Source organism: Achromobacter sp. ACM05, from assembly GCF_019218915.1.
Classification (GTDB): Bacteria; Pseudomonadota; Gammaproteobacteria; order Burkholderiales; family Burkholderiaceae_B; genus Achromobacter; species Achromobacter animicus.
This window is the reverse complement of sequence record NZ_JAHUWQ010000002.1, coordinates 976,535-1,002,078: the sequence shown is the minus strand read 5'-3', so window position 1 is coordinate 1,002,078 and position 25,544 is coordinate 976,535. Positions and strand designations below refer to the sequence as shown.

24 protein-coding genes and 1 pseudogene are annotated in these 25,544 nt (G+C 65.0%); 8 read left to right on the top strand and 17 right to left on the bottom strand.

Annotated features, from left to right (window positions below):
- Positions 1–30: 30 nt before the first annotated feature.
- Entirely contained in the window at positions 31–1,110 is a 1,080-nt protein-coding gene (gene arsB / locus KW836_RS15435; RefSeq protein WP_218343847.1) for an ACR3 family arsenite efflux transporter, read from the top strand.
- A pseudogene (locus tag KW836_RS15430) lies at positions 1,107–1,247 on the top strand (arsenate reductase); the annotation flags it as partial. The gene arsB and the pseudogene KW836_RS15430, both read left to right, overlap by 4 nt.
- Here the strand turns inward: KW836_RS15430 and KW836_RS15425 are convergent.
- The 8 genes from KW836_RS15425 to KW836_RS15390 all read right to left on the bottom strand — a co-directional run bounded on the left by KW836_RS15425 (position 1,210) and on the right by KW836_RS15390 (position 11,292).
- Positions 1,210–2,358 carry a PepSY domain-containing protein gene (locus KW836_RS15425; protein ID WP_218343845.1) on the bottom strand — a complete coding sequence of 383 codons (1,149 nt, stop codon included), beginning with the start codon at positions 2,356–2,358 and terminating at the stop codon, positions 1,210–1,212. The pseudogene KW836_RS15430 and the gene KW836_RS15425 overlap by 38 nt on opposite strands.
- Positions 2,358–4,754 (bottom strand): TonB-dependent receptor, encoded by a 2,397-nt coding sequence (locus KW836_RS15420; protein WP_218343843.1) that lies wholly within the window; start codon positions 4,752–4,754, stop codon positions 2,358–2,360. The genes KW836_RS15425 and KW836_RS15420 overlap by 1 nt, the downstream gene beginning before the upstream one ends.
- Before the next feature lie 112 nt (positions 4,755–4,866).
- Complete coding sequence (locus KW836_RS15415) at positions 4,867–5,847, bottom strand: FecR domain-containing protein (RefSeq protein ID WP_218343841.1); 981 nt, start codon at positions 5,845–5,847, stop codon at positions 4,867–4,869.
- Positions 5,848–5,850: 3 nt separating this feature from the next.
- Positions 5,851–6,351 carry a sigma-70 family RNA polymerase sigma factor gene (locus tag KW836_RS15410; protein ID WP_218343839.1) on the bottom strand — a complete coding sequence of 167 codons (501 nt, stop codon included), beginning with the start codon at positions 6,349–6,351 and terminating at the stop codon, positions 5,851–5,853.
- 133 nt (positions 6,352–6,484) lie between these two features.
- Positions 6,485–7,483, bottom strand: a complete 999-nt coding sequence (locus tag KW836_RS15405) for an HAD family phosphatase (protein ID WP_218344292.1) — start codon at positions 7,481–7,483, stop codon at positions 6,485–6,487.
- 112 nt (positions 7,484–7,595) lie between these two features.
- A complete protein-coding gene (locus KW836_RS15400) occupies positions 7,596–8,738 on the bottom strand; it encodes a formylglycine-generating enzyme family protein (RefSeq protein ID WP_218343837.1) in 1,143 nt (380 codons plus the stop codon).
- A 55-nt stretch (positions 8,739–8,793) separates the two neighbouring features.
- Positions 8,794–10,116: a tetratricopeptide repeat protein gene (locus tag KW836_RS15395; RefSeq protein WP_218343835.1), complete on the bottom strand. Its 1,323-nt coding sequence runs from the start codon at positions 10,114–10,116 to the stop codon at positions 8,794–8,796.
- Positions 10,117–10,260: 144 nt separating this feature from the next.
- Positions 10,261–11,292: a hypothetical protein gene (locus KW836_RS15390; RefSeq protein ID WP_370633032.1), complete on the bottom strand. Its 1,032-nt coding sequence runs from the start codon at positions 11,290–11,292 to the stop codon at positions 10,261–10,263.
- Positions 11,293–11,443: 151 nt separating this feature from the next.
- On the opposite strand from KW836_RS15390, the gene KW836_RS15385 reads away from it, so the two are divergent.
- Positions 11,444–13,105 (top strand): arylsulfatase, encoded by a 1,662-nt coding sequence (locus tag KW836_RS15385; RefSeq protein ID WP_175121524.1) that lies wholly within the window; start codon positions 11,444–11,446, stop codon positions 13,103–13,105.
- 154 nt (positions 13,106–13,259) lie between these two features.
- Complete coding sequence (locus KW836_RS15380; protein WP_218343834.1) at positions 13,260–14,195, top strand: SMP-30/gluconolactonase/LRE family protein; 936 nt, start codon at positions 13,260–13,262, stop codon at positions 14,193–14,195.
- Between the two features lie 8 nt (positions 14,196–14,203).
- On the opposite strand, the gene KW836_RS15375 is transcribed toward KW836_RS15380, so the two are convergent.
- Together KW836_RS15375 and KW836_RS15370 are read right to left on the bottom strand one after the other, a co-directional pair.
- Positions 14,204–14,689, bottom strand: coding sequence for a DUF6644 family protein (locus tag KW836_RS15375; protein WP_218343833.1), 486 nt, complete (start codon positions 14,687–14,689; stop codon positions 14,204–14,206).
- A 13-nt stretch (positions 14,690–14,702) separates the two neighbouring features.
- Positions 14,703–15,089 (bottom strand): DUF6152 family protein, encoded by a 387-nt coding sequence (locus tag KW836_RS15370; protein ID WP_175121527.1) that lies wholly within the window; start codon positions 15,087–15,089, stop codon positions 14,703–14,705.
- A gap of 537 nt (positions 15,090–15,626) precedes the next feature.
- Between KW836_RS15370 and KW836_RS15365 the strand changes: the two genes are divergently transcribed.
- The 3 genes from KW836_RS15365 (at position 15,627) to KW836_RS15355 (ending at position 18,455) form a co-directional block, all read left to right on the top strand.
- On the top strand, positions 15,627–16,976 hold the full coding sequence (locus tag KW836_RS15365) for an APC family permease (RefSeq protein WP_175121528.1): 1,350 nt from the start codon (positions 15,627–15,629) through the stop codon (positions 16,974–16,976).
- Between the two features lie 40 nt (positions 16,977–17,016).
- Complete coding sequence (locus KW836_RS15360) at positions 17,017–17,901, top strand: cyclopropane-fatty-acyl-phospholipid synthase family protein (protein WP_218343832.1); 885 nt, start codon at positions 17,017–17,019, stop codon at positions 17,899–17,901.
- Positions 17,902–17,990: 89 nt separating this feature from the next.
- A complete protein-coding gene (locus tag KW836_RS15355) occupies positions 17,991–18,455 on the top strand; it encodes an Rrf2 family transcriptional regulator (protein WP_218343830.1) in 465 nt (154 codons plus the stop codon).
- A 7-nt stretch (positions 18,456–18,462) separates the two neighbouring features.
- On the opposite strand, the gene KW836_RS15350 is transcribed toward KW836_RS15355, so the two are convergent.
- The 5 genes from KW836_RS15350 to ydiK form a co-directional block, all read right to left on the bottom strand.
- The gene (locus KW836_RS15350) at positions 18,463–19,770 is read right to left on the bottom strand and encodes a type II toxin-antitoxin system HipA family toxin (protein WP_286896289.1); all 1,308 of its coding nucleotides are present in this window, start codon (positions 19,768–19,770) and stop codon (positions 18,463–18,465) included.
- Between the two features lie 16 nt (positions 19,771–19,786).
- Positions 19,787–20,131 (bottom strand): helix-turn-helix transcriptional regulator, encoded by a 345-nt coding sequence (locus KW836_RS15345; RefSeq protein WP_175136502.1) that lies wholly within the window; start codon positions 20,129–20,131, stop codon positions 19,787–19,789.
- A 138-nt stretch (positions 20,132–20,269) separates the two neighbouring features.
- Positions 20,270–21,211: an LD-carboxypeptidase gene (locus KW836_RS15340; protein ID WP_218343829.1), complete on the bottom strand. Its 942-nt coding sequence runs from the start codon at positions 21,209–21,211 to the stop codon at positions 20,270–20,272.
- A 269-nt stretch (positions 21,212–21,480) separates the two neighbouring features.
- Complete coding sequence (locus KW836_RS15335; protein WP_255595896.1) at positions 21,481–22,188, bottom strand: RNA pseudouridine synthase; 708 nt, start codon at positions 22,186–22,188, stop codon at positions 21,481–21,483.
- Between the two features lie 671 nt (positions 22,189–22,859).
- Positions 22,860–23,936 (bottom strand): AI-2E family transporter YdiK, encoded by a 1,077-nt coding sequence (gene ydiK / locus KW836_RS15330; protein WP_175121533.1) that lies wholly within the window; start codon positions 23,934–23,936, stop codon positions 22,860–22,862.
- 249 nt (positions 23,937–24,185) lie between these two features.
- Here ydiK and KW836_RS15325 point away from each other — a divergent pair, with 249 nt between their 5' ends.
- Complete coding sequence (locus tag KW836_RS15325; RefSeq protein ID WP_218343828.1) at positions 24,186–24,374, top strand: hypothetical protein; 189 nt, start codon at positions 24,186–24,188, stop codon at positions 24,372–24,374.
- 41 nt (positions 24,375–24,415) lie between these two features.
- Here KW836_RS15325 and KW836_RS15320 read toward each other — a convergent pair whose 3' ends face one another.
- Together KW836_RS15320 and KW836_RS15315 are read right to left on the bottom strand one after the other, a co-directional pair.
- Positions 24,416–24,772: a hypothetical protein gene (locus KW836_RS15320; protein WP_218343827.1), complete on the bottom strand. Its 357-nt coding sequence runs from the start codon at positions 24,770–24,772 to the stop codon at positions 24,416–24,418.
- Between the two features lie 37 nt (positions 24,773–24,809).
- Positions 24,810–25,484: a hypothetical protein gene (locus KW836_RS15315; protein ID WP_218343825.1), complete on the bottom strand. Its 675-nt coding sequence runs from the start codon at positions 25,482–25,484 to the stop codon at positions 24,810–24,812.
- Positions 25,485–25,544 lie beyond the last annotated feature (60 nt).

Sequence of the window (25,544 nt, the reverse complement as noted above, 5' to 3'; positions counted from 1 at the left end):
CCTACCTACCGGCCTTCTCTCCTGCAACCCATGCACTCCACCGCAACCGCCGCACGTCCGGCGCCCCAGCGCCCTTCCATGAACGTCTTTGAGCGCTATCTCACCTTGTGGGTCGTTCTCTGCATCGTCCTGGGCGTGACATTGGGCCAGGCGGCCCCCGGCGTATTCCAGGCCATCGGTCGCATGGAAGTCGCCCAGGTCAATTTGCCGGTCGGCATTCTGATCTGGGTGATGATCATCCCGATGCTGCTGAAGGTGGACTTTGGCGCGCTGGGTCAGGTCAAGCAGCACTGGCGTGGTATCGGCGTGACGCTGTTCATCAATTGGGCAGTCAAGCCGTTCTCCATGGCCTTTCTGGGCTGGCTGTTCATCCGCCACGTTTTCGCCGCCTGGCTGCCGGCCGACCAGCTCGACAGCTACATCGCGGGTCTGATCCTGCTTGCCGCCGCCCCGTGCACGGCAATGGTGTTCGTCTGGAGCCGGCTGACGGGCGGGGACCCGGTTTTCACGCTGTCTCAGGTGGCGCTGAACGACACCATCATGGTGTTTGCCTTCGCGCCCGTGGTCGGACTGCTGCTCGGCCTGTCCGCCATCAGCGTGCCGTGGGACACGTTGCTGGTTTCTGTGGGGCTGTACATCGTGGTGCCGGTCATCCTGGCGCAGGTGTGGCGCCGCGCGTTGCTGCGGCGCAGCCAGGCGGCTTTCGATGCCGCGTTGGCGCGGATCGGTCCGTTCTCGATGGCCGCCCTGCTGCTGACGCTGGTGCTGCTGTTCGCGTTTCAGGGCGAAGCCATCATCGGGCAGCCCTTGGTGATAGCGATGTTGGCGGTGCCCATTCTGATCCAGGTGTTCTTCAATTCCGGCCTGGCGTACTGGCTCAACCGGCGCGTCGGTGAAAAGCACAGCATCGCGTGCCCGTCTGCGCTGATCGGCGCGTCCAACTTCTTCGAACTCGCGGTCGCGGCTGCGATCAGCCTGTTTGGCTTTCAGTCCGGGGCGGCGCTGGCAACGGTGGTCGGCGTGCTGATCGAGGTGCCCGTCATGCTGCTCGTCGTGCGGATCGTCAACCAAAGCAAGGGTTGGTACGAAGCCGGCGCCGCGCGCAACTGACGCCGCTTGGCACCCGCCTTTGCCGGCCGTCCGAAGCAGTCCTGGATATCCTGCCGCAACGCCAACGCGGCGCGCTCAACAAGGAGGAAGGCGACCCCGTCATCGACGCGAACGGCAATCGCGTCCAAGGTGCCTGACAGCTGAAGTGTTGCGGCGGTTATCCGACCTTCTTCGCCACCACAACCACAAACCGCTGATCCCAAGCGTGGCCAAACCCAGTCCCAGCATCGCCACGCCGATCTCACCCGCGGGGCCGCCCAACTCTCCTGTATGCAACGGATAGATCACCGAGTTGATCCGCGTGCCCGGATCGAGTTCGTTCCAGCGGTGCGCGGCCAGAACCCTGCCGTCCCGAGGATCCAGCCATACGGTGGAGCGCCCGTTGGGATGCGAATCGTCTGGAACGCGCATTCGGATAGCCATGGGCCGGTCGAGGTGTGGCGTGTAGAGAATGAAGCCGATCTCACCGTCCGGGAATGCTTCCCTGGCCGCCGCGGCAAAGGCGTCCAGAGATGGCGGCCGGGGCATCCCATTCTGCAACGCCGCCATCCCGGCCACCAGCCCCGGAAGCTTAGGCGCGACCACGCGAGCCTGCCCGCTGGCCGCAGTGATCCACCCGCCGATCGGACGCCACGCCAGGTAAGCCCCCGTCGCCACCGACACCGTCAGGAAAGTCGCCAGAATCGCCCCGCCCTGACGATGGACATCAAACAGCGCGCGCAACGTTCCCTTGTCGAATACCATGCGCAGCGATGGGGGCCATTTGCGCGGCCACCAGAGCACAAGCCCGGACACCGTCAGCACAAGATACGCCAACGCGGCCCACGCCAGCACCGCCTTGCCGGTCTGCCCCAGCATCAACGCGCTGTGCAGCTGAAAAAGGACCGCGGTAACGCCCTCGTCCTCTGCCCGCCTGCCCTGCTCTCGGCCGCTCGACGGGTCCAGATAGACGGTGCCCCGCCAGGCGGCGCGCACCCGCACCTGCAACGTGTCACCCGCCTTGCGGGGCGCATCGAACGTCAACGAGGCATCTGGGCCAAATGCGGCCACCAGATTGCGCCGCACGGTTTCCAACGGCACGGCGCCACCATCCGGCCGGCTTTCCGCGACAAAATAAGCCGGATGCAACATCCGATCCAGCGGCCGTGCGGCCACGAGCAAGGCGCCCGTCAACCCGGACAGAATCAGAATTCCGCCCAGGACGAACGCGACCCAGCGATGGCAGGCCAGCCAGACGCGCCGAGGCATCAATACGCCAGTCGCGCTTGCAGGTAGACCATGCGCGGTGCGCCCACCATGCGGCCGCCGTTGGTGTCGACGTTGCGCGTGTAGTAGCGGCGATCAAACAGGTTGTTCACGCCCACCGCCAGCTCGCTGCCGCGCCATTGCGGCACCTTGTACGCCAGTTGCGTGTTCCAGACGCTGAAGCCAGGCACACGGCCATTGATCGCGTCCGCATTCTCAGGCCCCGTGTTGGCGGTGTCCGAGTATTGGCTGCTTTGCGCCGTGGTGAACAGGTTGAACGTCCAGTTGTTGCGCGTATACCGGCCGCCCACCGTACCGGTCTGGCGCGAATAGAACGGCACGTCGTTGCCTTCGAATTCGCCGGATTTCTGAATGGCCCGCACGTACGTGTAGTTGGCGTAGACGTTCAGGCCGGCAAGCGGCCCGGAGCGGTCGAAGTCGTAGTCGATGGCGAACTCGACGCCATTGTGCGTCGTGGCGCCCAGATTGCGGAAGACGGCCGGGTTCGTGCCGGGAATCGACAGAATCTGGTTGTCGAAGCGCAGATCGAACACCGTGAATTCCGTGTGCAGTTGCTCGCCCGTGTAGCGCAGGCCGGCCTCGACCGTCTTCGCGATCTCGGGGCTCAGCGGATTGGTCGCGGACATGGAGTTGAGCTGCGTGTACTGGACCGCGCCGAACGAGGTGTTGTAGTTGGTGTAGAGCGTCAGCGCGTCATTGACCAGGTACGCCACGTTCAGCGACGGCAACCCGCGGCTGTTGCGCATGTCGAACGGCGTGTCGTTGGCGGTGCCGCTTGGCTGGCGGTGGGTGTCGATGCGCTCGTAGCGCACGCCCGGCGTGATGCGCCAGTTGCCGTAGGCAATGCGGTCGTCCAGGTAAACGGAGTGCGCGTCGGTTTCGTTGTCGAAGACCTGCTGCACACCCACGCGCTGGCCGGTCGTCAGCGACTCGGAATAGCGCCGGTCCTGGCCGGTTTCGTGGATATAACGGTAGCCGATGGTGACGTCATGCGTCGTCGGTCCCCATTCGATGCGCTGCGTGTAGCGCGGTTCGATACCCAGCACCTGGTTGTTGCGCGGTTGGTAGTCATTGCGGTTCGCGGCGGAATTGATCAGCGAACTCTGCCGGGAGCTGTCGTAGTGATAGACGCGCGCCTCGAACTCCTGCGTCTCCGAAATCGAATTCAGATAGCCGATATCAACCTGGTCCCGCTGCCCTTTCCAGTAATCGGTCGGGTGCGTGTTCTGGAAGGGATCGTCCCGATACTGGGCGACGGTCAGGCCGCCGGGCGTCATCGATTTGACGTCGTAATGCGCGAACTTGCCGTAGATCTCCGACGTGGGCGTCAGCGCAAAGCGCCATTTCAACGCGACGTCGTTGTAGCGGTCGTCGCTGCCGTCGCGCCATTGCTCGCCGTCCATGCCGGAATACATCAGGGCCACACCCAGGCCGTTGTCGAACTGCGTGCCCAGGAAGCCGGTGTATTGGGTGTTCGTGCCGCCGTGGCTGAAGACGTTGTAGCGGGCCGAGGCTTCGGCGGTCAGGCCGGGCGTGTTGGGAATCGCGCGGGTCTTGAAGTTGATGACGCCGCCGACGTTCTGCGGACCATAACGCACGGCCCCGCCGCCCCGCACCACGTCGATGGCCTCGATGTTGCCCAGACTGGTCGGGGACATGACCAGATTCGGTTGTCCGTAAGGCGCCATCGCCATCGGGATGCCGTCCAGCAGCATCGTCGTGCGGAAAGAGTTGCGCGGGTTCAAGCCCCGGATGCCCACATGCAGGCCTACCGAGCTGCCCGTGGCGCTGGTGCTGCCGCTGATCTGCACGCCGGGCACGCGGCGCAGCGCGTCCGCCACGCTGGTGGCGCCGCTGTTCTGGATTTCGTCGCGGCGCAGCAGCGTGCGCGCTCCGCCAAAAGTCTGCACGCTGTTTTCAAGGCCGGTGCCCAGCCAGTCGCCGCTGACCTGGATGGACTCCAGTGTGCTGGCGCTGGCGGCGGGCACGGCGGCCGACGCGGAAGCCTTTGCCGCTGACGCCGCCGGCGCTCGCACGACATAGCCCTGCCCGCCTTGCGCCTCGGCCACCAGTCCGGTGCCAGCGAGCAGCTTGGCCAGACCGGCGTCTACCGCGTAGCTGCCGTCGAGGCCCTGCGTCGTCAGGCGGCCGGTGTCTTCCGGACGGAACGACACCGTAATGCCCCCCGCCTTGGCGAAGGCGGAAAGCGCCTGGTCCAGCGGACCCGCCGGAATGCGGTAGTCCTGCGTGCCGGCTTGCAGCACCGGTTGCGCCACCGCATACGAAGCGCCAAAGGCGGCGGTCAGGCTCAGGCTCAATGCGGCCAGGCGCAGGACGCGCGTTGCGCTGCGCGCGGGCGATGGGGTTTGAAGTGCCACGTGTTCACATCCCGTTCAGGTCATCAATGTGCGGTATGCCGGATGAGCCGGGACAAAAGGGACACGCGGGCAGAAAGGTAGTTGTAAATAAATGAAACGGCGTCGAAGGCGTTTATCTGGCCAGCGTCACCCAGTACGAAGTGCGCGTCACCACGCGTAGATCCAGCGTGTTGGCCACGACAGCCAGCAGTGCATCGGTGTCGTGCAGGCGGAACACGCCCGACAAGCGCAAGCCCGCCACTTCGGGATCGCAGCGGACTACGCCCCGCCGGTAGCGCGATACTTCGGCCAGCAATGTGTCCAGCCGCATGTTGTCGGCCTCGATCACACCGCGCGTCCACCCCGGTGCAACTCCAGACGGTTGACGCGCGCCCGCCGGGAGGTCGCTTTGCAGGAAAGCCCCGGCCGTGAAGCGCACGGACTCGCCTGCGTTGAAGATCCGCGCCGATCCCCCGTTCGCAAGGGTGACGGCGACCCGGTGCTCGAGCACGGTCAATTCAGTCATGGCGTCGCGGCCGTCCAGTTGCCGGACGACGAACCGCGTGCCCAGGGCTTGCAGACGTCCCTGCGGCGTTTCGACATAAAACGGCCGAACCGCCTTGTCGGCCGCCGTACGTACATAGACTTCGCCAGACCGCAACTGCACCACGCGGGCGGCGTCGGAATAGCGTACGTCCATGCCCGTATCGGTATTGAGCAGCACCTGGCTGCCGTCGGCCAGCATCAGGTCGTGGCTTTCGCCCACTGCCGTGCGGTGCGCGCCCTCCTGCCCGTAGTGGAAGCGGTATCCCAGCCATGCCGCAGCCGGCGCCGCGAAACCCATCGCCGCCAACGTACGCAGCGCGGTGCGCCGGCTGACCCGCGGCTCGCGCGTCAGCAGCGGCACCCCCAGCGCGGCCGGCACGGCGTTGAACTGTTGCGTCAGCCGCTGCGCCCGTTGCCACGCGAGTTCGCGGTCCGGGCTGCCCGCGCGCCAGCGTTCGAAGGCGGCGTGATCCGCTGGCCCCGCCTCGCCCGAATGCAAACGCACCAGCCAGCGCGCCGCCTCGCGGATGATCGCGGCGTCCAGAGGCTTGGATTCGGCGACGGCCATGAATCAATGCTCCAGCAGGGTCAGGCAGACCTCGAAGCCCTGGGCCATGTATCGCTTCACCGTGCGATCACTGAGTCCGGTGCGCGCCGCGATCTCCACGTACGTCAGGCCTTCCAGTTGCGACAGCACGAACACTTCGCGCGCCTGAGGGGCCAGATTGGCCAGCATGCGGTCCAGTTGCTGCAGCGCCTGCTGCACGCCCACCAGCATCTCCGGCGACGCCTCCATCTCGGGCGGAATCTCTGCAATGGCCTGCAGCCAGGCGCGCTCGAGCGAACGGCGGCGCCAATGGTCGTTCAGCAGGCCTCGTGCGATGGTGGTCAGGTAGGCGCGAGGCTGCCGCAGGGTGCGGACTTCTTCGGGATTGCGCAGCACGCGCAGAAAGGTGTCATGCGCGAAATCCGATGCCTCATCGCCGTGGCCAAGCTGACGCCGCCACCATTGGCAGAGCCATTCGTAATGGGTTTCGCAGAGAAGCTGGATCGGCTGGAGGGGGTTGGACATGCTCAAACGCCCCGGCAAGCAGCGCGATGACACGGAAAAGCCGCCTGCCGGGAAAGCGGTCAAGCGGCGAGAACCGCCAAATGATACCAAGAATTGTTCGCAACATGTGTTGTCGCGCGGCGTCACCCCGCACTCATTGCCAATCCTGCGCGTAGATCCGCTTCCACTCCTTCTCCATATCGACGACCGTCCATCCATTGGCCCGCGCCGCGTCCAGGGCCTTGTCCAGACGGCCGACGCTCGAATCCCGGTCGTAGGCCCATTCGCGCTTGGCGTCGGTGTGGTGAACGATGCCGCCGAACCGCTTGCCCGGCCCGGCGGTGGTCCATTGCAGCATCTGCAGGTCGCCGTCCGAGTTGCCGAAGGCCAGTATGGGACGCTTGCCGATGTGACGCTGGATGGCCACCGGTTTGCCGGGGCCGTCGTCGTTGAAGTCCAGCTTCGGCAACCGCATCAGCGCGTACCCGTCGCCGCTTGCCACGAATTCGCTGCCGAACGCCGTGCCGATGACCTGTTCCGGCGGGATGCCGTAGGCCTTCTGCGTCCAGGCACGCATGAACTCGGTTTCGCCGCCCGACACGATGTAGGTCTTGAAGCCGCGCGCGCGCAGGTAATCCAGCAGCTCCCGCATCGGCACGTACGTCATGCTGTCGTACGGCAGTTTGGTGCGCGGATGGCGCGCGGTTTGCAGCCACTGATCGACGCGCTGCGTGAACTGCGCGACGGGCATGCCGGTATTGGTCGCCAACACGATTTCCCCCATGCCGCGCTCGCCGGACTTGGCCACCGCGGCATGATCGTTCTGCAGCACCGCCATGAACGGCTGACGCGTGGCCCAGTCCGGATGCGATGGCGCCAGCGCGTGGATCTCGTCCATCGAGAACATTACCTGGAAGTAGATCGGCTTTTCGCTCCACAGCGTGCCGTCGTTGTCGAACACGGCGATACGATCTTCCTCGGGCACGAAGTCCGGGCTGCCCGGTTCGGTGACTGCCTTCACGAACGCGACGATGGCCACACGGGATGGCCCGTCGGTCCAGGACGCCAGCTCCGCCTGCTTCTGGCGGTCGGACGCGGCGCAGCCGGCCAGCAGGCACACGATGCAGAGCCACATCCAGGCCAGCCGCCGCATGGAGCGATATTGAATCGAAGCTTGCATGACGATCTCCCGAGCGCGCGCATGGCGCGGTGGTGACATCCTTTGAACGATTTACCCTGTCCGCGCCCCGCACGGCGAACAGGCATCAACGGCTGGCGATGTTGCCTTGAGACGCCTGCGCCGCCTTCCACTGCTGCGGTGTCATGACGGTGCGAAAACCGATATGCGACATGGGGTTGAGCGGATCCGTGCCGCGCCGCGCGCTGGCGCGGTAGCTGATGCAATACGTGTCGCTGCAAAGAAAGGACCCGCCGCGGGTCACGCGCTTGGGCGCCGATACGGGCGTGCCGCCGTCGTCGGGATCAAAGCTGTCGGCGGGTCCGGCCGGGTCCTGCGGCGGCTGGCGGTACTGCGCCTGAAACTTGAAGGCATCCGCGCGATACCAGTCCGACGTCCATTGCCAGACGTTCCCAGCCATGTCGTACAGGCCATAGCCGTTGGGGGCGAAGCTGCCTACCGGCGTGGTGCCGACCTGCACCTTTTCATCCTTGACGACAGGAAACGGCTGCGGCTGCCGGGTGTCCCAGATGTTGGCCATCGCCTTGCCCTGTGGCAGCAGCTCGTTGCCCCACGTATACGTAGCCTGCTCCAGGCCGCCCCGGGCAGCGAATTCCCACTCGGCCTCCGTCGGCAGCCGCTTGCCCGCCCACGTGGCGTAGGCTTGCGCATCTGCGTAAGACACCTGCACGACCGGGTGATCGTCCTTGCCGTCGATATTGCTGCCCGGCCCCTCGGGGTGCCGCCAGTTTGCGCCCGGAACAAAGCGCCACCAGCGCGAATAGTCGCGCAGCGACACCTCGGTCTCCGTGCCGGTGAACACCATGGCGCCCGCCAGCAAGGCGCTGTCGTCCGGACGCGGCGTACCAGCCGGAAGCTGGACACGCAGGTCTTCCCAGCGCGGCTTCTGCTCGGCGGTCGTCACATAGCCGGTCGCCTCGACGAAACGGCGGAACTGCGCGTTGGTGACGTCGTGCACGTCCATCCAGAACCCGCTGACGCGCACCTTGTGCGCCGGGCGCTCGTTCGGCTGGGACATCTGGTGGTCGTTGCCCATCAGGAATTCGTTGCCGGGTATCCAGGCCATCGCCGCCGGTCCCTGCTTGCCGTCTCCCAACGTGATGACGTGCGGCCCCGCCGGTGGCGCGGAGACCACGACATACGCGCCGATCGCGCCTGTCGCGCCCAGTATTGCCACCAACGCCAACCCGATCTTCGCGTGCTTTTTCATGCGCGTTCTCCTTGAAGAGAATCCTTTCGCAATGCAGGCGTATCCTTTGATGCCGTTACAGCGCCGCAGCCCGCGAGGCCAGCTTGCGGTTGCCCTCGCTGTTGGGCTTGAGACTCATGCGTTCGGCGGTCAGCACCTTCGCGAGCGACCGCGCGCCGCCCCGCAGCGCCGCCTCGACCAGCGTCAGCGCCAACACGTCGCGTTGGGCGTGGCTGCCGCCGAACCGGTGCGCAATCAGCCGCACGTCGCGCAACAGATCCGCGGCCAATGCGTAGTCTTCGCGCGTGAAGGCCACCAGCGCGTGCGCCACCGGCAGCCCCACGTCGCGCGTCATCATTGCGTTGGTCCCGGCGCCCTGAGCGGCGGCTTCCATGGATTCGATCAACGACTGCGCCGCTGCCCCGTCGCCGGCGCCCAGGTAGGCCATCAACGCATGCACATCGTTGAAGGCGTAGTAGCCCGTGCCGCCGCGCGCCTGCCAGACTTCGGCAAGCTGCCGCCACCGCCAATCGACATCGATCCCACGCAGCAACAGGCGCCACAGCATGGCCGACGCGTCGATCAGGTCAAGCACCTGCCCGGTGGATGTTTCGCGCAGCCGGTCGTCGTACATGGCAAGCACTTCGGCGATGTCCTCGCGGTCCAGGTGAAACAGGGCCAGGTGCCACCAGTTGTGGATGGACAGCATGTTGTCGCTGGACCAGTCGTCGCGCCGGCCGTTCAGCCAGGCAATGCCCTCGTCCACCCTGCCCTGCATTTCCAGCACATGAGCCACCGCGTGCACGGCCCACGGATCGCGGGGGTTCAGGTCCAGCGCGCGGCGGCCCTGGACTTCCGCTGCGGCATAGAGATTGGTCTCTTCCAGCCCGAAGGCGTGCATGCCCAGCACGTAGCCGTAGTCGGGCATCTTGCAGTTCCACGCGGGCAGAATGCCGGCCACGCGGTCGCGCAACATGGCCGAGCGGCCAAGCAGGAAGTCGCCTATGTGGCCCACCTGCAGCGCCAGGGTGTCGTGCGGGTAATCCGCAAGGATGTCAGCGTAGCGCCGCAACGCGGCAGAGAAATTGCCGTCGAGCCAGGCGCGCGCCGCCGCCGTATGACGGCGCTCGCGATCATTGGCGATATCGACGAGTGCTTCGGCAGCTTCAACGCTTTCGCGTAGCAGCGGTTCGACGCACTTGTCGCTGGCGGTAATCATCATGCCTGCGCGCAGCAGGTGGCCCATGACAAAGACGGGGTCTTCGGAAAGCGCCCCGTCGATGATGCCCAAGGGATCGCCGTAATAGCCGTGGAACAAGCTTTGCGCCTGTTCGTAAGCGGCCATCGACGCCGGTTCATCGCTGGAAACGGGATTGCCCCGCACATCGCTCAGCGCCATGGTGATCTCCCAAAGGGCCGGCCCGCGACGGGCTTCGGAAATATAAGCACGGATGCCGTGCGCCGGCAAAACGCAACTGCGCTAGTGCGACTGCACCGGATTCGCGGGTATGGGCATACGCCTGCGCTTACGGCAGCCGCGGCGTCACGGGCGGGAAGACGGCGGGTCAACCATCGCCTGGCGTTGCGACACCAGCAACGCGTCGCTCTGGTCGATGCGTATCGTGCCGATTCGTGGAAACTCAAAGTCGATGATGATGTACAGCGCCGCGGTCATGACCAGCGCGTAGATCAGCTCGTGCAGTAGCGTCCCCCGTTGCGTTGCGGCCAGCTTCACGCCCACCAGCCCGGCGCAGATCAGCGCAAGAAAACCCAGGAAAACGTAGGCCGCCATGGGCGGATGCACCTTCTGGGCGGCGACAAGCGCGGTCGCCGCATCGAACATGTCATTCACTGCCTGCACGTATGAGGCCGCCAGCGGCGGCGCAACATCGTCCCGCGCCGCCCCGACGGAGGCCCGCCAGATGTCCATTTGCAGCGCGCTGGCCTTGGCCGCAATCCCCGTCCGCGCATCCAGATCGGCGACATGGCGTTCATAGAGAATCCGTTGATCGACGTAGTGGCGAAATTGCGCCCGCAGCGCCGGCTGCGCAGCGGGAGGCAGCAGATCAACCCGCAGCCATGCCGTGCCGATGGCGTTGACTTCCTGGATCAAGAGATCGCGCCGGTCCGACATACGCTGCGCCGCGCCCGAGAACGTAAAAGCGACCAGCAGCCCCAGCAGCGCAAACACCGATGCCTCGATCGCCGCCACCCCTGCCCCGCCGTTCTCCTCAAGTTTTCTGCCCAATCGCTTGCCCAATGCGATAGCGCCAAGCAGCGCCACAAAGAACGCCGCCGCCAAGCCTGCCAGGAGAAACGAGTAGTCCATGGGAACCTCGCGTGTGCGATTACCGGAGGAACGTGCGAGCGGTAGGCTGGCGCGTCCGGAACGCATCAACGATAAGAGCAACGCGCGCGGGCTGGCAATCGCGCAAGCGCAGCCAACGCGTGATACAGCCGTGCCGGTCCGTGTTGACCAATGCGGCGCACGCATGCAAGCGCATTGCGGAATCTCGTTGACAGGCGGGAAAGGAAGATGAAAATTATTGCAGTTCAAATCCTGCGGACGATGCATGTCGGATTGCAAGTCCCGGAGTCTGCGTTCCGGACTACGCGTCGCGGACTGCGCGTCCCGAATTGAACACCCCCAAGTACGTAGGCCAATGTGAACCGCACGGTTTGCAGCTTCGTGCGGTTGATTTCACTCTCACACGACGGAGTTGAAAATGGCGACCAAACGAACGCTCACTTGCGGTGCCGCAGCACTTCTCATGGCGGGAGCGGCAATCTGTGCCCCCGCCTCCGCGCAGGATCAGCGCAAACCCAACATCATCCTGCTAGTCTCCGACGACACCGGTCTCGGCGATCTCGGTCCGTATGGCGGCGGCATCGGCCGCGGTATGCCGACGCCCAACATCGACCGGCTCTCTTCCGAAGGCATGACCTTCTTCTCGTTCTACGCGCAACCCAGCTGCACCCCCGGCCGCGCAGCCATGCAGACCGGCCGCATCCCCAATCGCAGCGGCATGACCACCGTGGCCTTTCAAGGCCAGGGCGGCGGCCTGCCGGCGGCCGAATGGACACTCGGTTCGGTGCTGAAAACCGCCGGCTACAAGACGTTCTTCACGGGCAAATGGCATCTGGGCGAAGCGGACTACGCCTTGCCCAACGCCCAGGGCTACGACGAGATGAAGTATGCAGGTCTCTATCACCTGAACGCCTACACCTACGCGGATCCCACGTGGTTCCCGGACATGCCCGCGGACGTGCGCGAGATGTTCCAGCGCGTCACCAAGGGCGCATTGTCCGGCAACGCCGGCGAAAAGCCGCGCGAGGAGTTCAAGATCAACGGTCAATACGTCGACACGCCCATGGTCAACGGCCGCGAAGGCGTCGTCGGCATTCCGTTCTTTGACCGGTATGTCGAAAAGGCCTCGCTGGACTATCTGGACCGCAACGCCAAGTCCGAGCAGCCGTTCTTCATGAGCATCAACTTCATGAAGGTGCACCAGCCCAACATGCCGGACCCCGACTACATCCATAAGTCCATGTCCAAGAGCAAGTACGCGGATTCGGTCGTGGAACTGGACGCACGGATCGGCCGCATCATGGACAAGATCCGCGAGCTTGGCCTGGACAAGAACACGCTGGTGTTCTACACGACGGACAATGGCGCCTGGCAGGACGTCTACCCCGATGCGGGCTACACCCCGTTGCGCGGCACAAAGGGAACGGTGCGCGAAGGCGGCAACCGGGTCCCCGCGATCGCGTGGATGCCCGGCAAGATCGCCGCGGGCGCCAAAGATCACAGCTTGGTCGGTGGCCTGGATTTGATGGCGACGTTTGCCGCGGTTGCCGGCGTGAAGCTGCCCACGAACGACCGCGAAGACAAGCCGATCATCTTCGACAGCTATGACATGTCGCCCGTCCTTTTTGGCACCGGCAAGTGCGACCGCAAGTCGTGGTTCTACTTCACCGAGAACGAGCTGTCGCCGGGCGCCGTGCGCGTCGCCAACTACAAGGCGGTGTTCAACCTGCGCGGCGACGACGGCGCGGTGACGGGCGGGCTTGCGGTGGACACGAACCTGGGCTGGAAAGGCGCGGAGTCCTATGTTGCGACGGTGCCCCAGGTGTTCGACCTGTGGGCCGACCCGCAGGAGCGTTACGACATCTTCATGAGCAACGTCACGGAGCGAACCTGGACGATGGTCATGATCAACGACGCCGTCGCGCCGCTGATGAAGACGTACATCGACTACCCGCCCCGCAAGATGCAAAGCGAAGGCTATGACGGACCGCTGACTTTGTCCGGCTACGAGCGGTTCCAGTACATCCGCGACAGTCTGGCGAAGGACGGCTTCAAGCTTTCCCTGCCCACTGGAAACTGACGCCGGCACGCCGCGGTTCACCTGATTCGGGTGAACCGCACGGCCGCGGGACCTGTCCGGGCAGGCGGCTTGCTGCTACAGGCGGATGGACGCGGCAAGTCCATCCCGGCAAGCTAGCCGCCTGCCAGCTTGCGACCTGGCTACAGGAGGTCTCATGTGGGAACCCAGTGAACGCTATCCCGATCCGGCCATTGAGGTCCTGGATCCCCGATTCCGCAACATCCGGCTCAATAACGCGGGCATCGAACGCCTGGCGACCGGTGTCCGCTATGGCGAGGGCCCGGTCTGGTTCGGAGACGGCAGGTGCCTGATCTGGAGCGACATCCCCAACAACCGCCTCTTGAGATGGGACGAGGAAACGGGTGCGGTATCGGTGCACCGTCAGCCTTCCGGGTTCACGAACGGCAACACGCGCGACCGCCAGGGCCGGCTCGTCAGTTGCGAACATGGCGAGCGGCGCGTGGTGCGGACCGAGTACGACGGCTCAGTGACGGTGCTGGCCGACCGGTTCGAGGGCAAACGCCTGAATGCGCCGAATGATGTGGTGGTCCGTCGGGATGGATCGATCTGGTTTTCCGATCCGGTATTCGGCATTCTGAGCAACTACGAAGGCTTCAAGGCCGACCCGGAACTCCCGACGCACGTCTATCGGCTGGACCCCGGCACCGGACAGCTACAGGTCGTTGTCCGGGGCGTCCACAATCCCAACGGTCTGTGTTTTTCGCCGGACGAACGGCTGCTGTATGTCGTGGACAACGGCTCTTCTCCTAACCGCATCCTGGTCTACGGGGTTGGAGAGGACGGCACATTGGATGAAGGGCGCACGTTTGTGGAGGCAAGCCTTGAGGCGATCCCGGACGGCATCCGCTGCGATACCGAGGGCAATCTTTGGGCCGGCTGGGGACCGGGTCCGGACCTGAGCGGCGTGATGGTCTTTGCACCCGACGCCACGGCCATCGGCCGCATCGCCCTGCCCGACCGCTGCGCCAACCTGTGCTTTGGCGGCACGCGGCGCAACCGGCTGTTCATGGTGACCGGACAATGCCTGTTTGCGCTGTATGTGAATGCGCAGGGCGTCCCCTACTGCTGACCGGGCCGCTACAGAAACCCGATCCAGCGCCCCGCGATCAGGCATCCCAGCCAAAGCGCAAGCGACGCACCTGCCTGCGCGCGAAGCATCCCGGTTGGCCGGCCGCCGTTTTCGACGCCGGCCCACGCGCGGCCCCGGTGCACGAGCCAGGCGTTGACCGCACCGGCGGCCAGCAGCGCCATCTTCACCACGAATGCGGGATTTTCCAGATACTCAAGCGGACGCACCGAAAACAGCAACGCGCCCGTCAGCACCGCCAATGCAAGGCCCGTTGCGGCTGTGCGCGCCAGCACCGGCGCCAGGACGGCCAGCGCGTTCGGCTTCAGGATGCCGAGCAGGCGCAGATCCAGCGGCACGATAGACCCGATCAACAGGCCGATGGCGCCAATATGCGCGGCGTTCATCAGCAGATAGAGAACGCCGGACCGGCGCAACCACAGCGCCGGCGGAACGGATTCAAGGTGTTCGAGCGCAAGCCGCAGCAGTTCAGGCATCCGGCGCGGGTGCTCAGGGTTTCTTGATGCGGCTTGGGTAAATGTCGTAGGTCTTTCCGCCCACGGTCACCTGCACGGCCTTCATGCGTTTGGCGGCCGCGTCCTGGTCACGGTTGCCGACGGCGGTGATCGCATCGCCGGGCTTGGCGGAACCTTCCACGAATCCGGCTTCCTTTGTCTGGCTGGGGTTGCCGAGTTCCACCGTCCACACGCCGTCCTTGGCCCGGACCTTGAGCGTGGGGTGCGGCGGGGCGATCTGCACCTGTTCGACCGTGCCCTGCAATGTCATTTGTTCGGATTCTGCCCACGACCAGCCGTGGTGCGCCATGGCCGAGGGGACGACGCCGCCGATGGCAGACAGCGCTAGTGTGGCGATCAACGCGCGATGGGAAAGCTTCATGTCGATTCTCCTGAAGTGCGGTGGCTGCCGTTCGTCCGCGCGAAGGCGCAGGCGTGAGCGCGAAAAAGCAGGATAGCAGCCGACTCTTGAGACGGGTGTGAATTTATTTGGCGGTCGGGAGGCGATAAATCAGCGCGCGAATCCTGAGAATTTACTTCTAAGAATTTACTTTAGCTTGCGGCTGTTCCTTTTTAATTATCTTGTTATTAATCAATAGCTTAACGCCGATTAATGAGATAACACGTGAAGTTGAAATGGCGCCCCGCGTCGCTCGCGTCTGCCGCGTTCACCCAGGAAAACCCTGCGGAACTTTCCCTGTTCGGTAACGGTCGCTTTATGTTCAGGCAATTGTCAGCATATGCCGACATTTGCCCAGAAGCCGTTTCCGCGCGTCCACCCCCGGGAGAATTGCATGTCATTGCTCCGCTCGCGTTTCCTCGCGAATCTGCCCTCCACTTCCACCGCGCGCCCCCCTGATCTCCCTTCTCCCCTCGGCCTTTCCCTGCGTGCAGAACCATGTCCACGGCGCGTGCAACCATGAGCGCCGTTCCTGACGCCGTGAACAACCGTGCGCCCACCGGCCTGTCGGTCATGGACGCAACCATGGTGCTGGTCGGCGTCGTCATCGGCATCGGCATCTTCGGTTTCCCACCTCTTGTCGCGCAACATGCCCATTCAGACGCCATGTATATCGGCCTGTGGTGCGCGGGGGGGCTCGTCATGCTGGTGGGCGCCCTTTGCTATGCCGAACTTGGCTCGGCGTATCCCGGCGCCGGGGGCGAGTACCTGTACCTGACCCGGGCTTGGGGTGCGCGCGTTGGGCTGATGTTTGCCTGGGCGCGCTGCTCCGTCATCCAGACGGGCGCGATTGCCGTCGTGGCGTTCATCTACGGCGACTATGCCAACCGGCTGTTGCCGCTGGGATCACAAGGGCCGGCTGTGCACGCGGCCATCTCGGTGGTCGTGCTGACGGGCCTGAACATGATCGGCACGCGTTATTCCAAGCGGCTGCAATGGGTCTTTACCCTGCTGACGGTGATCGCCCTGGCCGCGGTGCTGATCGCCTGCCTGACGGCTTCGGGTGGCGAGGCGCTCAAGACCCCGGACCCCGCGCCGCTGTCGGGCAACACCGCGGGCCTGCTGGGCATGGGCATGGTTTTCGTGCTGCTGACCTATGGCGGCTGGAACGAAGCCGCGTACCTCAGTGGCGAACTGCGCGACCCCGGGCGCAACATGAGCCGGGTGCTGCTGATCGGCACGGCGGTCGTCACCGGCGCCTATGTGCTGACCAACATCGCCTTGCTGGAAATCTTTGGCTTGCAGGGGCTCCGCGACACGCCCGCGCTGGGCGCCGAGGTCATGCAGCTTGCGGCCGGCCCCTATGCCGCGGCACTGCTCAGCCTGACCATCTGCGCCACGGCGCTCAGCACCATCAACGGCACCATCATCACCGGCGCGCGGGTTTATTACGCGCTGGGCCGGGACGTGCCGCGGCTGCAGGCGCTGGCCGGCTGGAGCGACCGCAACGAAACGCCGGTCAGCGCGTTGGTGGCCCAGGGACTGATCACGCTGGCGCTGGTGGCGCTGGGCGCCTTCAGCCAGAACAGCGTGCAAACGATGGTGGCGTACACCGCGCCCGTGTTCTGGCTGTTCATGATGCTGGTTGCCGCGTCCGTCTGGCGCCTGCGCCGCCTGGATCCCGATCGCCCCCGGCCCTTCCGCGTGCCGCTCTTTCCGCTGCCCCCCCTGCTGCTGGCGCTGACCTGCGCCGGGCTGGTGGTTTCCAGCGCCATGTATGCCGGCGCCGGCGCCCTGATCGGGCTGGCCGTGCTGGCAGCCGGCGTGCCGCTCATGCGACTGCTCAAGCCCGCCCAGGCCATCGGCTAACTGGTTCTTCCCTGTCCTCTTCGTCCAAGGAACCCTCACCATGCAACGCTCCAACGTACGCTTCAACGCATCTTCCAAGTCCGCGGTTCAGGCGTTCACCCCGCGCCTGCGTCTCGCAATGCTGGCCTCGGCAATGGCGTTCGCGCTGTTGGGCGCTAGCGCCGCCATGGCGCAGACCGCCGCGGCGCCCGCCAAGGCCGGGGAACCAAAGGCCTATGTGCCCGACGTCGGCCAGGAAGGCAAGGACGTCATCTGGGTCCCAACCCCGCAAAGTCTCGTGGACAAGATGCTGGACATGGCCAAGGTCACGCCCAAGGACCGGCTGATGGACCTGGGATCGGGCGATGGCCGCACGGTCATCACGGCCGCGCAGCGCGGCCTGACCGCGCAAGGCATCGAGTACAACCCCGACCTGGTCGAGCTGTCGCGCCAGAACGCCAAGCGCGCCGGCGTGGCCGACCGGGCCACCTTTGTGGCGCAGGATCTCTTCACCACAGACCTGTCGCAGGCGGATGTGATCACGATGTTCCTGCTGTCGACCATCAACGAGAAGCTGCGGCCAAAGCTGCTGGAACTGCCGGCCGGCACCCGCGTCGTGTCCAATACGTTCCGCATGGGCGACTGGGAGCCGGACGCTTCCGAGACCGTCACCGAGAACTGCCAGACCTATTGCACAGCGCTATTGTGGATCGTGCCGGCCAAGGTTCAAGGCAAATGGGATCTGGGCGGCCAGACGCTGCAGCTGGATCAGCACTATCAGGTGCTGTCCGGCAAGCTGGGATCCGTGCCGATCTCGGACGCCCGCCTGGACGGCACGTCGATCACCTTCACCGCCGACGGCGTGCGTTATGCGGGCGTGGTGAACGGCCGCACCATGAGCGGCACCGCCGCCGGCAAGGGCAACTGGCAGGCCAAGCGGAGCTGATCTTCGTGCGTTGGACATGGCGCGCGGCGCGGCCTTGTGTGGCCGCGTCGCGTTGACCGTCCCCGGCGTCATGCAATAGCATCTGTTGCATGAGAAGAGACAGCAAGCTTTCCGGCGTCCTGCACGTTCTGCTGCATATGGCCGAGCACCCCGGTCCCATGACCTCCGACGACCTGGGCCGCGTCATGCAGACCAACCCCGTGGTGATCCGCCGCATCATGGCCGGCCTGCGAGAGCAGGGTCTGGTCCGCTCCGAAAAAGGCCACGGCGGCGGATGGACGATTTCCTGTGACTTCAACGCAGTGACGTTGCTTGATATCTACGACGCCCTGGGCGCACCGGAGATCTTTGCGATGGGCAATCGCAGCGAGTCGCCGGGATGCCTGGTGGAAGAGGCGGTGAATGCGTCGCTGGACGACGCGTTTGAAGAGGCCCAGCGGCTGCTTCTGAATCGGCTCGGCAAAGTCACGCTGGCCGCCCTGAGCCGCGATTTTCACGCGCGCATGGTGGAACGCGGGCAAGCGTTTGATCCGCAGGCCATCCACGAGGGGTGATCGCCCCCTACTTCCACGGCTGACGCCACGCCATCAACGACGCTTCGACGTGAGCAATTTCGGCCTGCGACATCCCGGCTTCTTCGTAAAATCGCTGGCGCTCGCGCACCACATCCAGGACGCGGTCGATGATCGATCTGGCGGCAGCTTCCGACCGGAGTCCGAAACGCCGGTACTCGGTCAGGCAATTTGCAAAGGTGCTGTCACGGCCCTCGGCGCCGATGTGCAGGTAATGCCGCGCCGACCCTTCCTGGGTCACCACATCAAACAGCGGCGACATCCGGTAGGTGTGCGCGCCTTCGTCCTTCAGGAAGCCGACGTTCTTCAGGTGATCGTCCGTGTTGTGAACGGCCACGTTCAGCACCATCCGCGCATACAGCTCCAGCAGATCCTGCACGGGATTCGACGAGATGCGGCGCGCCACGTCGGCCAGCCGCGCGTAGGAATACGTGGCTTTACCGCGCGGCCCGTCCAGCTCGCGCTTGCCAATGTGTACGGACGGGCTGATCAGGGAAGCGCCACTCAGGAAATGCCGCCGCGCAATGACTGGATCCGCCCCTTGCTGGACCGGCAATAGCTCGCGGTCGAATCGGTGCGTCAGCAGCACCGCGCCAAGATGGGTCTGCGCCAGGCGGATCTCGGGCACGTTCAGCCCGATGGCGCGGGCCATCTGCAGGTTGGCGTACTCCACGCGCTGGCGGTCGTAGGACTCGCCCTTGCGGGGAAACTTCGCGATCCACATCTCGCCTTCTGCATCCCGGACGATCGTTTTGGGACGCGCGCCGCCGATATCCCACGAACTGCCCAGGATGTCGCGATACAGCCCCTTGGGCTTGATGCCCTGGTCGATGTCGGTCAGCAGGTCCGCCAGGGATTCGAGCTGGCTGACTTCGGGCAGCCGATAGGTCTTGCGCATGTTGGGCGTCAACTGGCGGGCGCTGAAAAACAGCGCTCCCACGCCCATGCCGCGGCCCTTGAGCAGGACTTCGTTTTCGGTCACCCGGGCGCCCGCATTGTCCACGCGCATCACATTGCGGCCCCAGGCATCAGGCGCGGCATCGAAAATGGCGCCCAGTGTTTGATAGCGGCTTTCGGTGCGGAATGTGGTCGTCGAATCGGTAAGGGGCAGATTGAGCGGGTCCAACGAAAACGCGCGCGGATCGTTCACGTAGGACTGCACATACGTGAACTCGGCAAAAAAATGGTTCTCGTCGGTGTCGTCCAGGGTCAGGATTCCGGCCAACACGGCCTCGCCCCGGATATCCACGTAGACGAAAAGCTCGCTTTCGACGGTTTTATGCTTTTTGGCTGGCACGATGGCGACCGCCGCGTTACAGGCTGGAAGGATCGGCGCGATGCGAATGCTGCGCCTTGCCGCTGCCCCGGGCGGGCCGGCGCATGGCATCCAGCCGCTTGCCGACGCCATCGAGGTCAGGATCACCCAGCGCGAACAACTGGTCGCCAAAGCCGTACTGCAGCAACGCTTCAAATGCCAGCGCCAGGGAGACGCCCCCATCGCCGCGCTCCAGCCGGTTGATGGTCGCTCGCGAAACCCCCATGCGGCTGGCCAGCATCGCTTCTGTTTCGTTGCGGCGCAAGCGCGCGGTGCGGATGCGCGCACCTAGACGAGCCAAAGCTTCGGCCGCCTCGAAACTGGGTTCGATCTTCTTTTTCATGACGCAATAATAGTGCTTTAAACGCATTAATGCACTATTAATAAGTCAAACTCCCCACGGAGGAAAGTCGCTTTTATAGTGCACAAACGCACCTAATACGCCATTAATGAGGCAAATCCCTGCCCCGCAGCGCATTCCTCACCGCGTCACGGCCTGATCCAGCCGCAACGCCGCCCGCCCGGTGTCCAACGTGACGCGCGCGCCCAGCGGCAGGGTCAGATTGGGTTCGCCGTGTCCGCTGGGCCAGCCGGCCAGGACCGGGATGCCGCGCGCGGCAAACTGTTCGATCACCAGCGGATACAGCAGGCTTTGCGCCTGCGCATCCTCCAGATTCGTGCCGATGATGCGGGTGAAATTGCCCACGATCACGCCCTTCAGGCCGTCAAACTTGCCTGCGGCGGCCAATTGACTTAATAGCCGGTCCACGCGAGGCAGCGCCTCGTTGACGTCTTCAAAAAACAGAATGGCGTCGCGGGTATCGATCTCGTGCCGGGAGCCGATCAATGCGGCGATGAGCGCCAGGTTTCCGCCGACCAGCCGTCCGCTTGCCGTGCCCGCAACCAGTTCCACCGCCCGTGTATCCGGGGGAGGCTGAATCCAGGCGCCCTGCCCGATCTGCCCGCCCAGCATGGCCAGCAGTTGGGATTCAGTGGGCTCGCGCTTGCCCGCGACCAGATCCTGCGCCAGCATCGGCCCGTGAAACGTCACAAAACCGGCGTGGCGCTGCATGGCCAGATGCAGGGCCGTGATGTCGCTGTAGCCGATGAAGGGCTTGGGATGTTGGCGAAGCAACGCGAAATCCAGCTTGTCCAATAGCCGCCATGAGCCGAAACCGCCCTGCAGGCACCACACCGCGCCGATATCCGGCGCCTCAAACGCGGCGTGCAAGTCGTCCAGACGCTGGGCGTCGGTACCGGCCAGGTATTCATAGGGGGCGTCGAGCCGCGTGCGCGATGCCGGCATGACCACCGGCACGAAGCCCCGGTCTTCCAGCCATTCCGCGGCAAGATCGCTGGCGTTTGGCGCCGCGGACGCAGGCGCCACGATCGCGACCTTCGCGCCGGGCCGCAGGGCAGGCACGGGTGCGGCCGCCGGTTTCGCGTGAGAAGGCGGCGGCGCGGTATCGCGCCGTGCGACCGCATTCTGGGCAGACTGGGATGTGGCAATTGGTGAACCCTGCCGCCCGCCTGCGCAACCTGCCAGGCCAAAGCCGGCCAGGCAAAGCGCGCCGGCATTGAACAACATCCGTCGACGTCCGGCGTCCGGGGAGCCGCCATCAACGCGCGGCGTGGTCTGCGGATGCGCCGCGAACAGAGAATCGGCAATCTGGGAGCTGGTTGGTCCGCCCATCAGAATCGCTCGTAGTCCAGCCGATAGCGCCATTGTCCCGCGGCAAGGCCTGCCATCGGCAAACGCCCGATCCGCAGACGCCGCAATGCCAGCAAGCGCAAGCCCGCCGCATCGCACAAGGTTTCAATGAACCCCGGCGGGGGCGACTTCAGCGCAAAGCGAAGGTGGTTCTCGTTCTGCCAGCTGACCTTCATCGGCGTGGCGGCGCGGCCTTCATAGGCCATGCCGCGCTGCATGCGGGCCAGGTCCGCTTCGCTGAGCTTGCCTTCGACATGCGCGATATATTCCTGCTCCACGTGCCGGCCCTCCTCCACCAGCTTGCGGGCCACGGCGTACTCCTGGGAATAGACGACCAGGCCGCTCGCAGCGCGCTCCAGCGGCGTCACCAGCTTGAGCCCATTGAACATGCGTTTCAGGTAGCGCTGGCCCGACCGGTCTCCGGGCATCAGGTTCTCGGGCAGGATGAGGTCGCGCGCCGAGCCGGGCTGGTCGTCGGCATACATGCCGGCCGGCTTGTGGACCAGCACGGTGACCGGACGGCCTTCTTCGAGCCGTGCGCCAGGCATCAGACTCACAACCTGGGAGGGCGCGACTCGCAAACCCGCCTCTTCCTGCACTTTGCCGTCGACGGTTACCCAACCGCCTTCGATGTAGCGCTCGGCATCGCCGCGCGAACACGGCAGCTCGGCCGCCAGGCGCTTGGCCAGGCGATCGGTGTTGCTTGCGGCAGCTTGTGCGGAGGGGTTGGAGCGATCGCGGCGTTCGGGGGTATTGCGCACGGGCCGGGCGGCGGCGCCCTTCGCGCTGGCTTTGGGGCCGCCCGCTTGCGATGTAGCGCCATAGCGGTCACCACGCTTGCGGTCTTCGGGCTTGCGTTCACCGGGCTTGCGTTCACCGGGCTTGCGTTCACCGGGCTTGCGGTCGCTGGGCTTGCGGTCGCTTGCAGCGCGTCCGCTGCTTTGGCGTTCGGTGGCTTTCGGCCCGCCGCTTTTCGCCTCAGTGGCTCGACGTGCTGTTCCCTTGGATTCGATGGCCCTGCGCTCAAACGCCTCAGTCTTTCCGGCGTTGGAGATGCCCCGGCTTTGACCAGCCGGGGCACGCTGGAACGGTTTGCTCGTCGCAGCAGACTCGTCCGATCTCGCCGGACGAGCACTGCGGTTTGCCGCGCTGCGCTTGGCGGGACGGGAGGTCAGCGTGAGCGTGCCGGGCTTGGTGGGCCGCATCGTGTTGCTCATCGTCCCCCCTCCTGATGCAACGGATTGAAACGGTGAAGGAAAAGGTCAGGCACGCCTGCAGGCGCCAGGAGAAAAAGCATTGTCATCGGTGTTGCCGGGTATTGCGAAAAGCGGGCCACATGGCCCGCACCTTGAGACGGATGTTACGCCCTTTTCTGCCGCGGTCCGTCGGGCGGGTCCACGTTCAAGGCGGCTTCGTCCGGGTAGACGTCTGCGGGCGGCGGCACTTCATCGATCCACGCCTTGAGCAGCGTCGACGTCACCGCCAGAATCACCGGACCAATGAACAATCCGACGATGCCGAAGGCGAACATGCCGCCCAACACGCCGGAAAGTATCAGCAGCATCGACAGGTTCACCCCGCGCTTGATCAGCAGTGGCCGCAGCAGGTTGTCCAGCGTTCCCACCACAATGGCCCAGACCAGCAGCACGGCCGCCGCCAGCTTCATATCGTTCTGGAACAGCCAGGCGACCCCGCCCAGCATGGGCAGAAACGGGCCGAGCTGCGCCAGGCACAGCATCACCATGAGCGCGGTCAGAATCCCCGCCGCCGGCACGCCCGCAATCCAAAGCCCGATGCCGCCCAGCGCCGATTGCACCACGGCGGTCACAACGATGCCTAGCGCCACCGCGCGGATCGCAGACGCGGCCAGCCTGATCGCGGCGACGCCGCGCTGGCCCGCAAGCCGGTTGGCAAAGCGCCGCGCAAAATCGGCCGCAATGTCGCCTTTGCTGTAGAGGATGCCAGCGATGATCACGGTGATCAGCATGTGCATCACGAACACGCCGACGATGGCGGCGTGACCGAGCAGCCAGTGCGCGGCGGTGGTCAGGTACGGTTCAATCCGCGCCAGCAGCCCGCCAGCGCCCGCGTCCGACAACGTCTGCCACTCCTGGGCGATGCGGGGTCCGGCCAGCGGAATGCTGCCGATCCACGCCGGCGGCGCCAGCAGCGCATAGTCGGGCAGGCTCTTGACCGCCGCCATGATGGCGCCGCCGTGCAGCGCCAGCGTGGAGATCGCCTGATACAACGGCAGCACGATCACGAACAGCAGTATGAGCAGCATTGCCACGGTGGCCAGCCAGCGCCGCCCGCCGCAGTGCCGCTGAATCGAGAGCAACACCGGCCAGGTGGCGACCACGATGGTCGTGGCCCAGATCAGCCCGGGCAGAAAGGGACGCAGGACATACAGGCTGCCGATCATCAAGGCCAAGAGCATGACGATCACAAGCAGAGCCCGGGCTATGTCGACGGACTGGCGTGGTATCACCCGCGGCTCCTGGTGGGGCTTTCGCCCCAGGTTGCGGTGGATGCGGACTGGCGGCGCCCGCCCTGCCAGCCATCGCGATCAATCGAATGTATCCGAAATCCGCGCGAAGCTGAATGGGAACATTACTTGCTCGGCTTGCCGCTGCGGCCAGCCGGGTTCGCCGGTCCGGGGCGCAGGCAAACAGTGTGGAGGTGTGCCATGAAAAACATGGCTTTCGCCGGCATATTGCTGGCAATCGTGTTGAGCGGCTGCAGTTACATGGATTCTCACCGCTCCGACGGGTCGCACGCCGCGCGCGCAACCCATTCCGACCCCGCCAATTATCATCGGTCCGATTTTGGCGAGCCCAACAACGAACCATTCCAGGGAACTTACCCGGGACGCTGACCCGCCGATGGGCCGAACGTTGCTACCGTCGGGCGCAAGGGCTACAAAATGCCCAGCATCGTGCGAATCCGGCTGCGGATCGCGCCGGAATACGCCCAGCACCAGACCGCGAGGGCCAGCATCGCCACTGTGAAGTAGGCGCGTGCGCCCTCCGGCACGGGATTCATTTGCGACAGGGTTGGGAAGGGTTCAAAGCCGATGAAGTCGGTGGCCGCCAGCGTGCTGAAAATCAGGGCCAGCACCGGACCAGTGAACCGAGGGCGCTCGCCCCGAGTCTGGGGGGAAGCAAGAAAGCACCAATGTAACCAGCGTATGAGCTGGATGCCCACGGCGACCAGGGGAATAAGCAGCGCAAGCTGTAGCACCAGCAGCGCCAAAATGACTTGAGTAGGAAGCATGCGCGGATTTTAATCGGATCCGCGGTGTGGCCCTGGCCTATGCCCCCATTTGAAAAGCGCGCCAGCTGGGGCCTGCGCTGGCCAGCCACTCCTGGACATACTGAAGGCTCAAGGCGATTGACAGGGCCTCGCCCTGAAACAGGACGTCGGGCTGCGCGCGGAGCCAGTTGAAGTCGTCGATCCTGCGGATGTCTTGCGCCAAGACCTTCAGGCCTTGGCGTGACGCTTGCCCCAGCAGGCTGAAGAAGCGCTCTTGCAACGGGCGGCGGGTACAGATGCCTTCCGGGATGCCCACCCGCAGGCCCGTGGCGCGAAGTGTGCCGAATGGAACTTGCGCCGAGGGCAGCAGCCGCACGCGTAACGCAGGCTGCAGTTCCTGGTAGCTGTGGAAAAGCGTGGCGCCCTGCGCCAGGCGGTCGCTGAGGGGGACGTTGTACGTGACCTTGGCGCAGGGATAGATGGGCTGGCTGAGCTGCGCTTCTTGCAGCGTGTCACGCAGTTGGTCGCCGGCCACCGCGCCAATGCGCAGATCCTGGCACAGCTGCTGCGGAAGCAAAATATCGGAGTGGACGTTGAGCGGATGGTCCATCGACAGCGTTGCCATGCAGCCCGCCGCGCGGAAGATTCGCCCGGCGCGGCGCAAGGCATCTGCCGAAGCGGCATTGGTGAGCAACGCGGAAGTAAGGCGGCTGTGACCGCCGACCAGCGCCATTTCGCGGACAACCCCTTTGGCGTCCAGCACGGGTTGGATTCGTAACGGCTCGCTGACGAG

Excerpts from the sequence above, each read along its gene's own strand:
- arsB (WP_218343847.1), top strand. The coding sequence starts at position 31 with ATGCACTCCACCGCAACCGCCGCACGTCCGGCGCCCCAGCGCCCTTCC.
- KW836_RS15425 (WP_218343845.1), bottom strand. The coding sequence starts at position 2,358 with ATGCCTCGGCGCGTCTGGCTGGCCTGCCATCGCTGGGTCGCGTTCGTC.
- KW836_RS15415 (WP_218343841.1), bottom strand. The coding sequence starts at position 5,847 with ATGGCCGTCGCCGAATCCAAGCCTCTGGACGCCGCGATCATCCGCGAG.
- KW836_RS15410 (WP_218343839.1), bottom strand. The coding sequence starts at position 6,351 with ATGTCCAACCCCCTCCAGCCGATCCAGCTTCTCTGCGAAACCCATTAC.
- KW836_RS15405 (WP_218344292.1), bottom strand. The coding sequence starts at position 7,483 with ATGCGGCGGCTGGCCTGGATGTGGCTCTGCATCGTGTGCCTGCTGGCC.
- KW836_RS15400 (WP_218343837.1), bottom strand. The coding sequence starts at position 8,738 with ATGAAAAAGCACGCGAAGATCGGGTTGGCGTTGGTGGCAATACTGGGC.
- KW836_RS15395 (WP_218343835.1), bottom strand. The coding sequence starts at position 10,116 with ATGGCGCTGAGCGATGTGCGGGGCAATCCCGTTTCCAGCGATGAACCG.
- KW836_RS15390 (WP_370633032.1), bottom strand. The coding sequence starts at position 11,292 with ATGCATCGTCCGCAGGATTTGAACTGCAATAATTTTCATCTTCCTTTC.
- KW836_RS15385 (WP_175121524.1), top strand. The coding sequence starts at position 11,444 with ATGGCGACCAAACGAACGCTCACTTGCGGTGCCGCAGCACTTCTCATG.
- KW836_RS15380 (WP_218343834.1), top strand. The coding sequence starts at position 13,260 with ATGTGGGAACCCAGTGAACGCTATCCCGATCCGGCCATTGAGGTCCTG.
- KW836_RS15375 (WP_218343833.1), bottom strand. The coding sequence starts at position 14,689 with ATGCCTGAACTGCTGCGGCTTGCGCTCGAACACCTTGAATCCGTTCCG.
- KW836_RS15370 (WP_175121527.1), bottom strand. The coding sequence starts at position 15,089 with ATGAAGCTTTCCCATCGCGCGTTGATCGCCACACTAGCGCTGTCTGCC.
- KW836_RS15365 (WP_175121528.1), top strand. The coding sequence starts at position 15,627 with ATGAGCGCCGTTCCTGACGCCGTGAACAACCGTGCGCCCACCGGCCTG.
- KW836_RS15360 (WP_218343832.1), top strand. The coding sequence starts at position 17,017 with ATGCAACGCTCCAACGTACGCTTCAACGCATCTTCCAAGTCCGCGGTT.
- KW836_RS15355 (WP_218343830.1), top strand. The coding sequence starts at position 17,991 with ATGAGAAGAGACAGCAAGCTTTCCGGCGTCCTGCACGTTCTGCTGCAT.
- KW836_RS15345 (WP_175136502.1), bottom strand. The coding sequence starts at position 20,131 with ATGAAAAAGAAGATCGAACCCAGTTTCGAGGCGGCCGAAGCTTTGGCT.
- ydiK (WP_175121533.1), bottom strand. The coding sequence starts at position 23,936 with ATGCTCTTGGCCTTGATGATCGGCAGCCTGTATGTCCTGCGTCCCTTT.
- KW836_RS15325 (WP_218343828.1), top strand. The coding sequence starts at position 24,186 with ATGAAAAACATGGCTTTCGCCGGCATATTGCTGGCAATCGTGTTGAGC.
- KW836_RS15320 (WP_218343827.1), bottom strand. The coding sequence starts at position 24,772 with ATGCTTCCTACTCAAGTCATTTTGGCGCTGCTGGTGCTACAGCTTGCG.
- KW836_RS15315 (WP_218343825.1), bottom strand. The coding sequence starts at position 25,484 with ATGGCGCTGGTCGGCGGTCACAGCCGCCTTACTTCCGCGTTGCTCACC.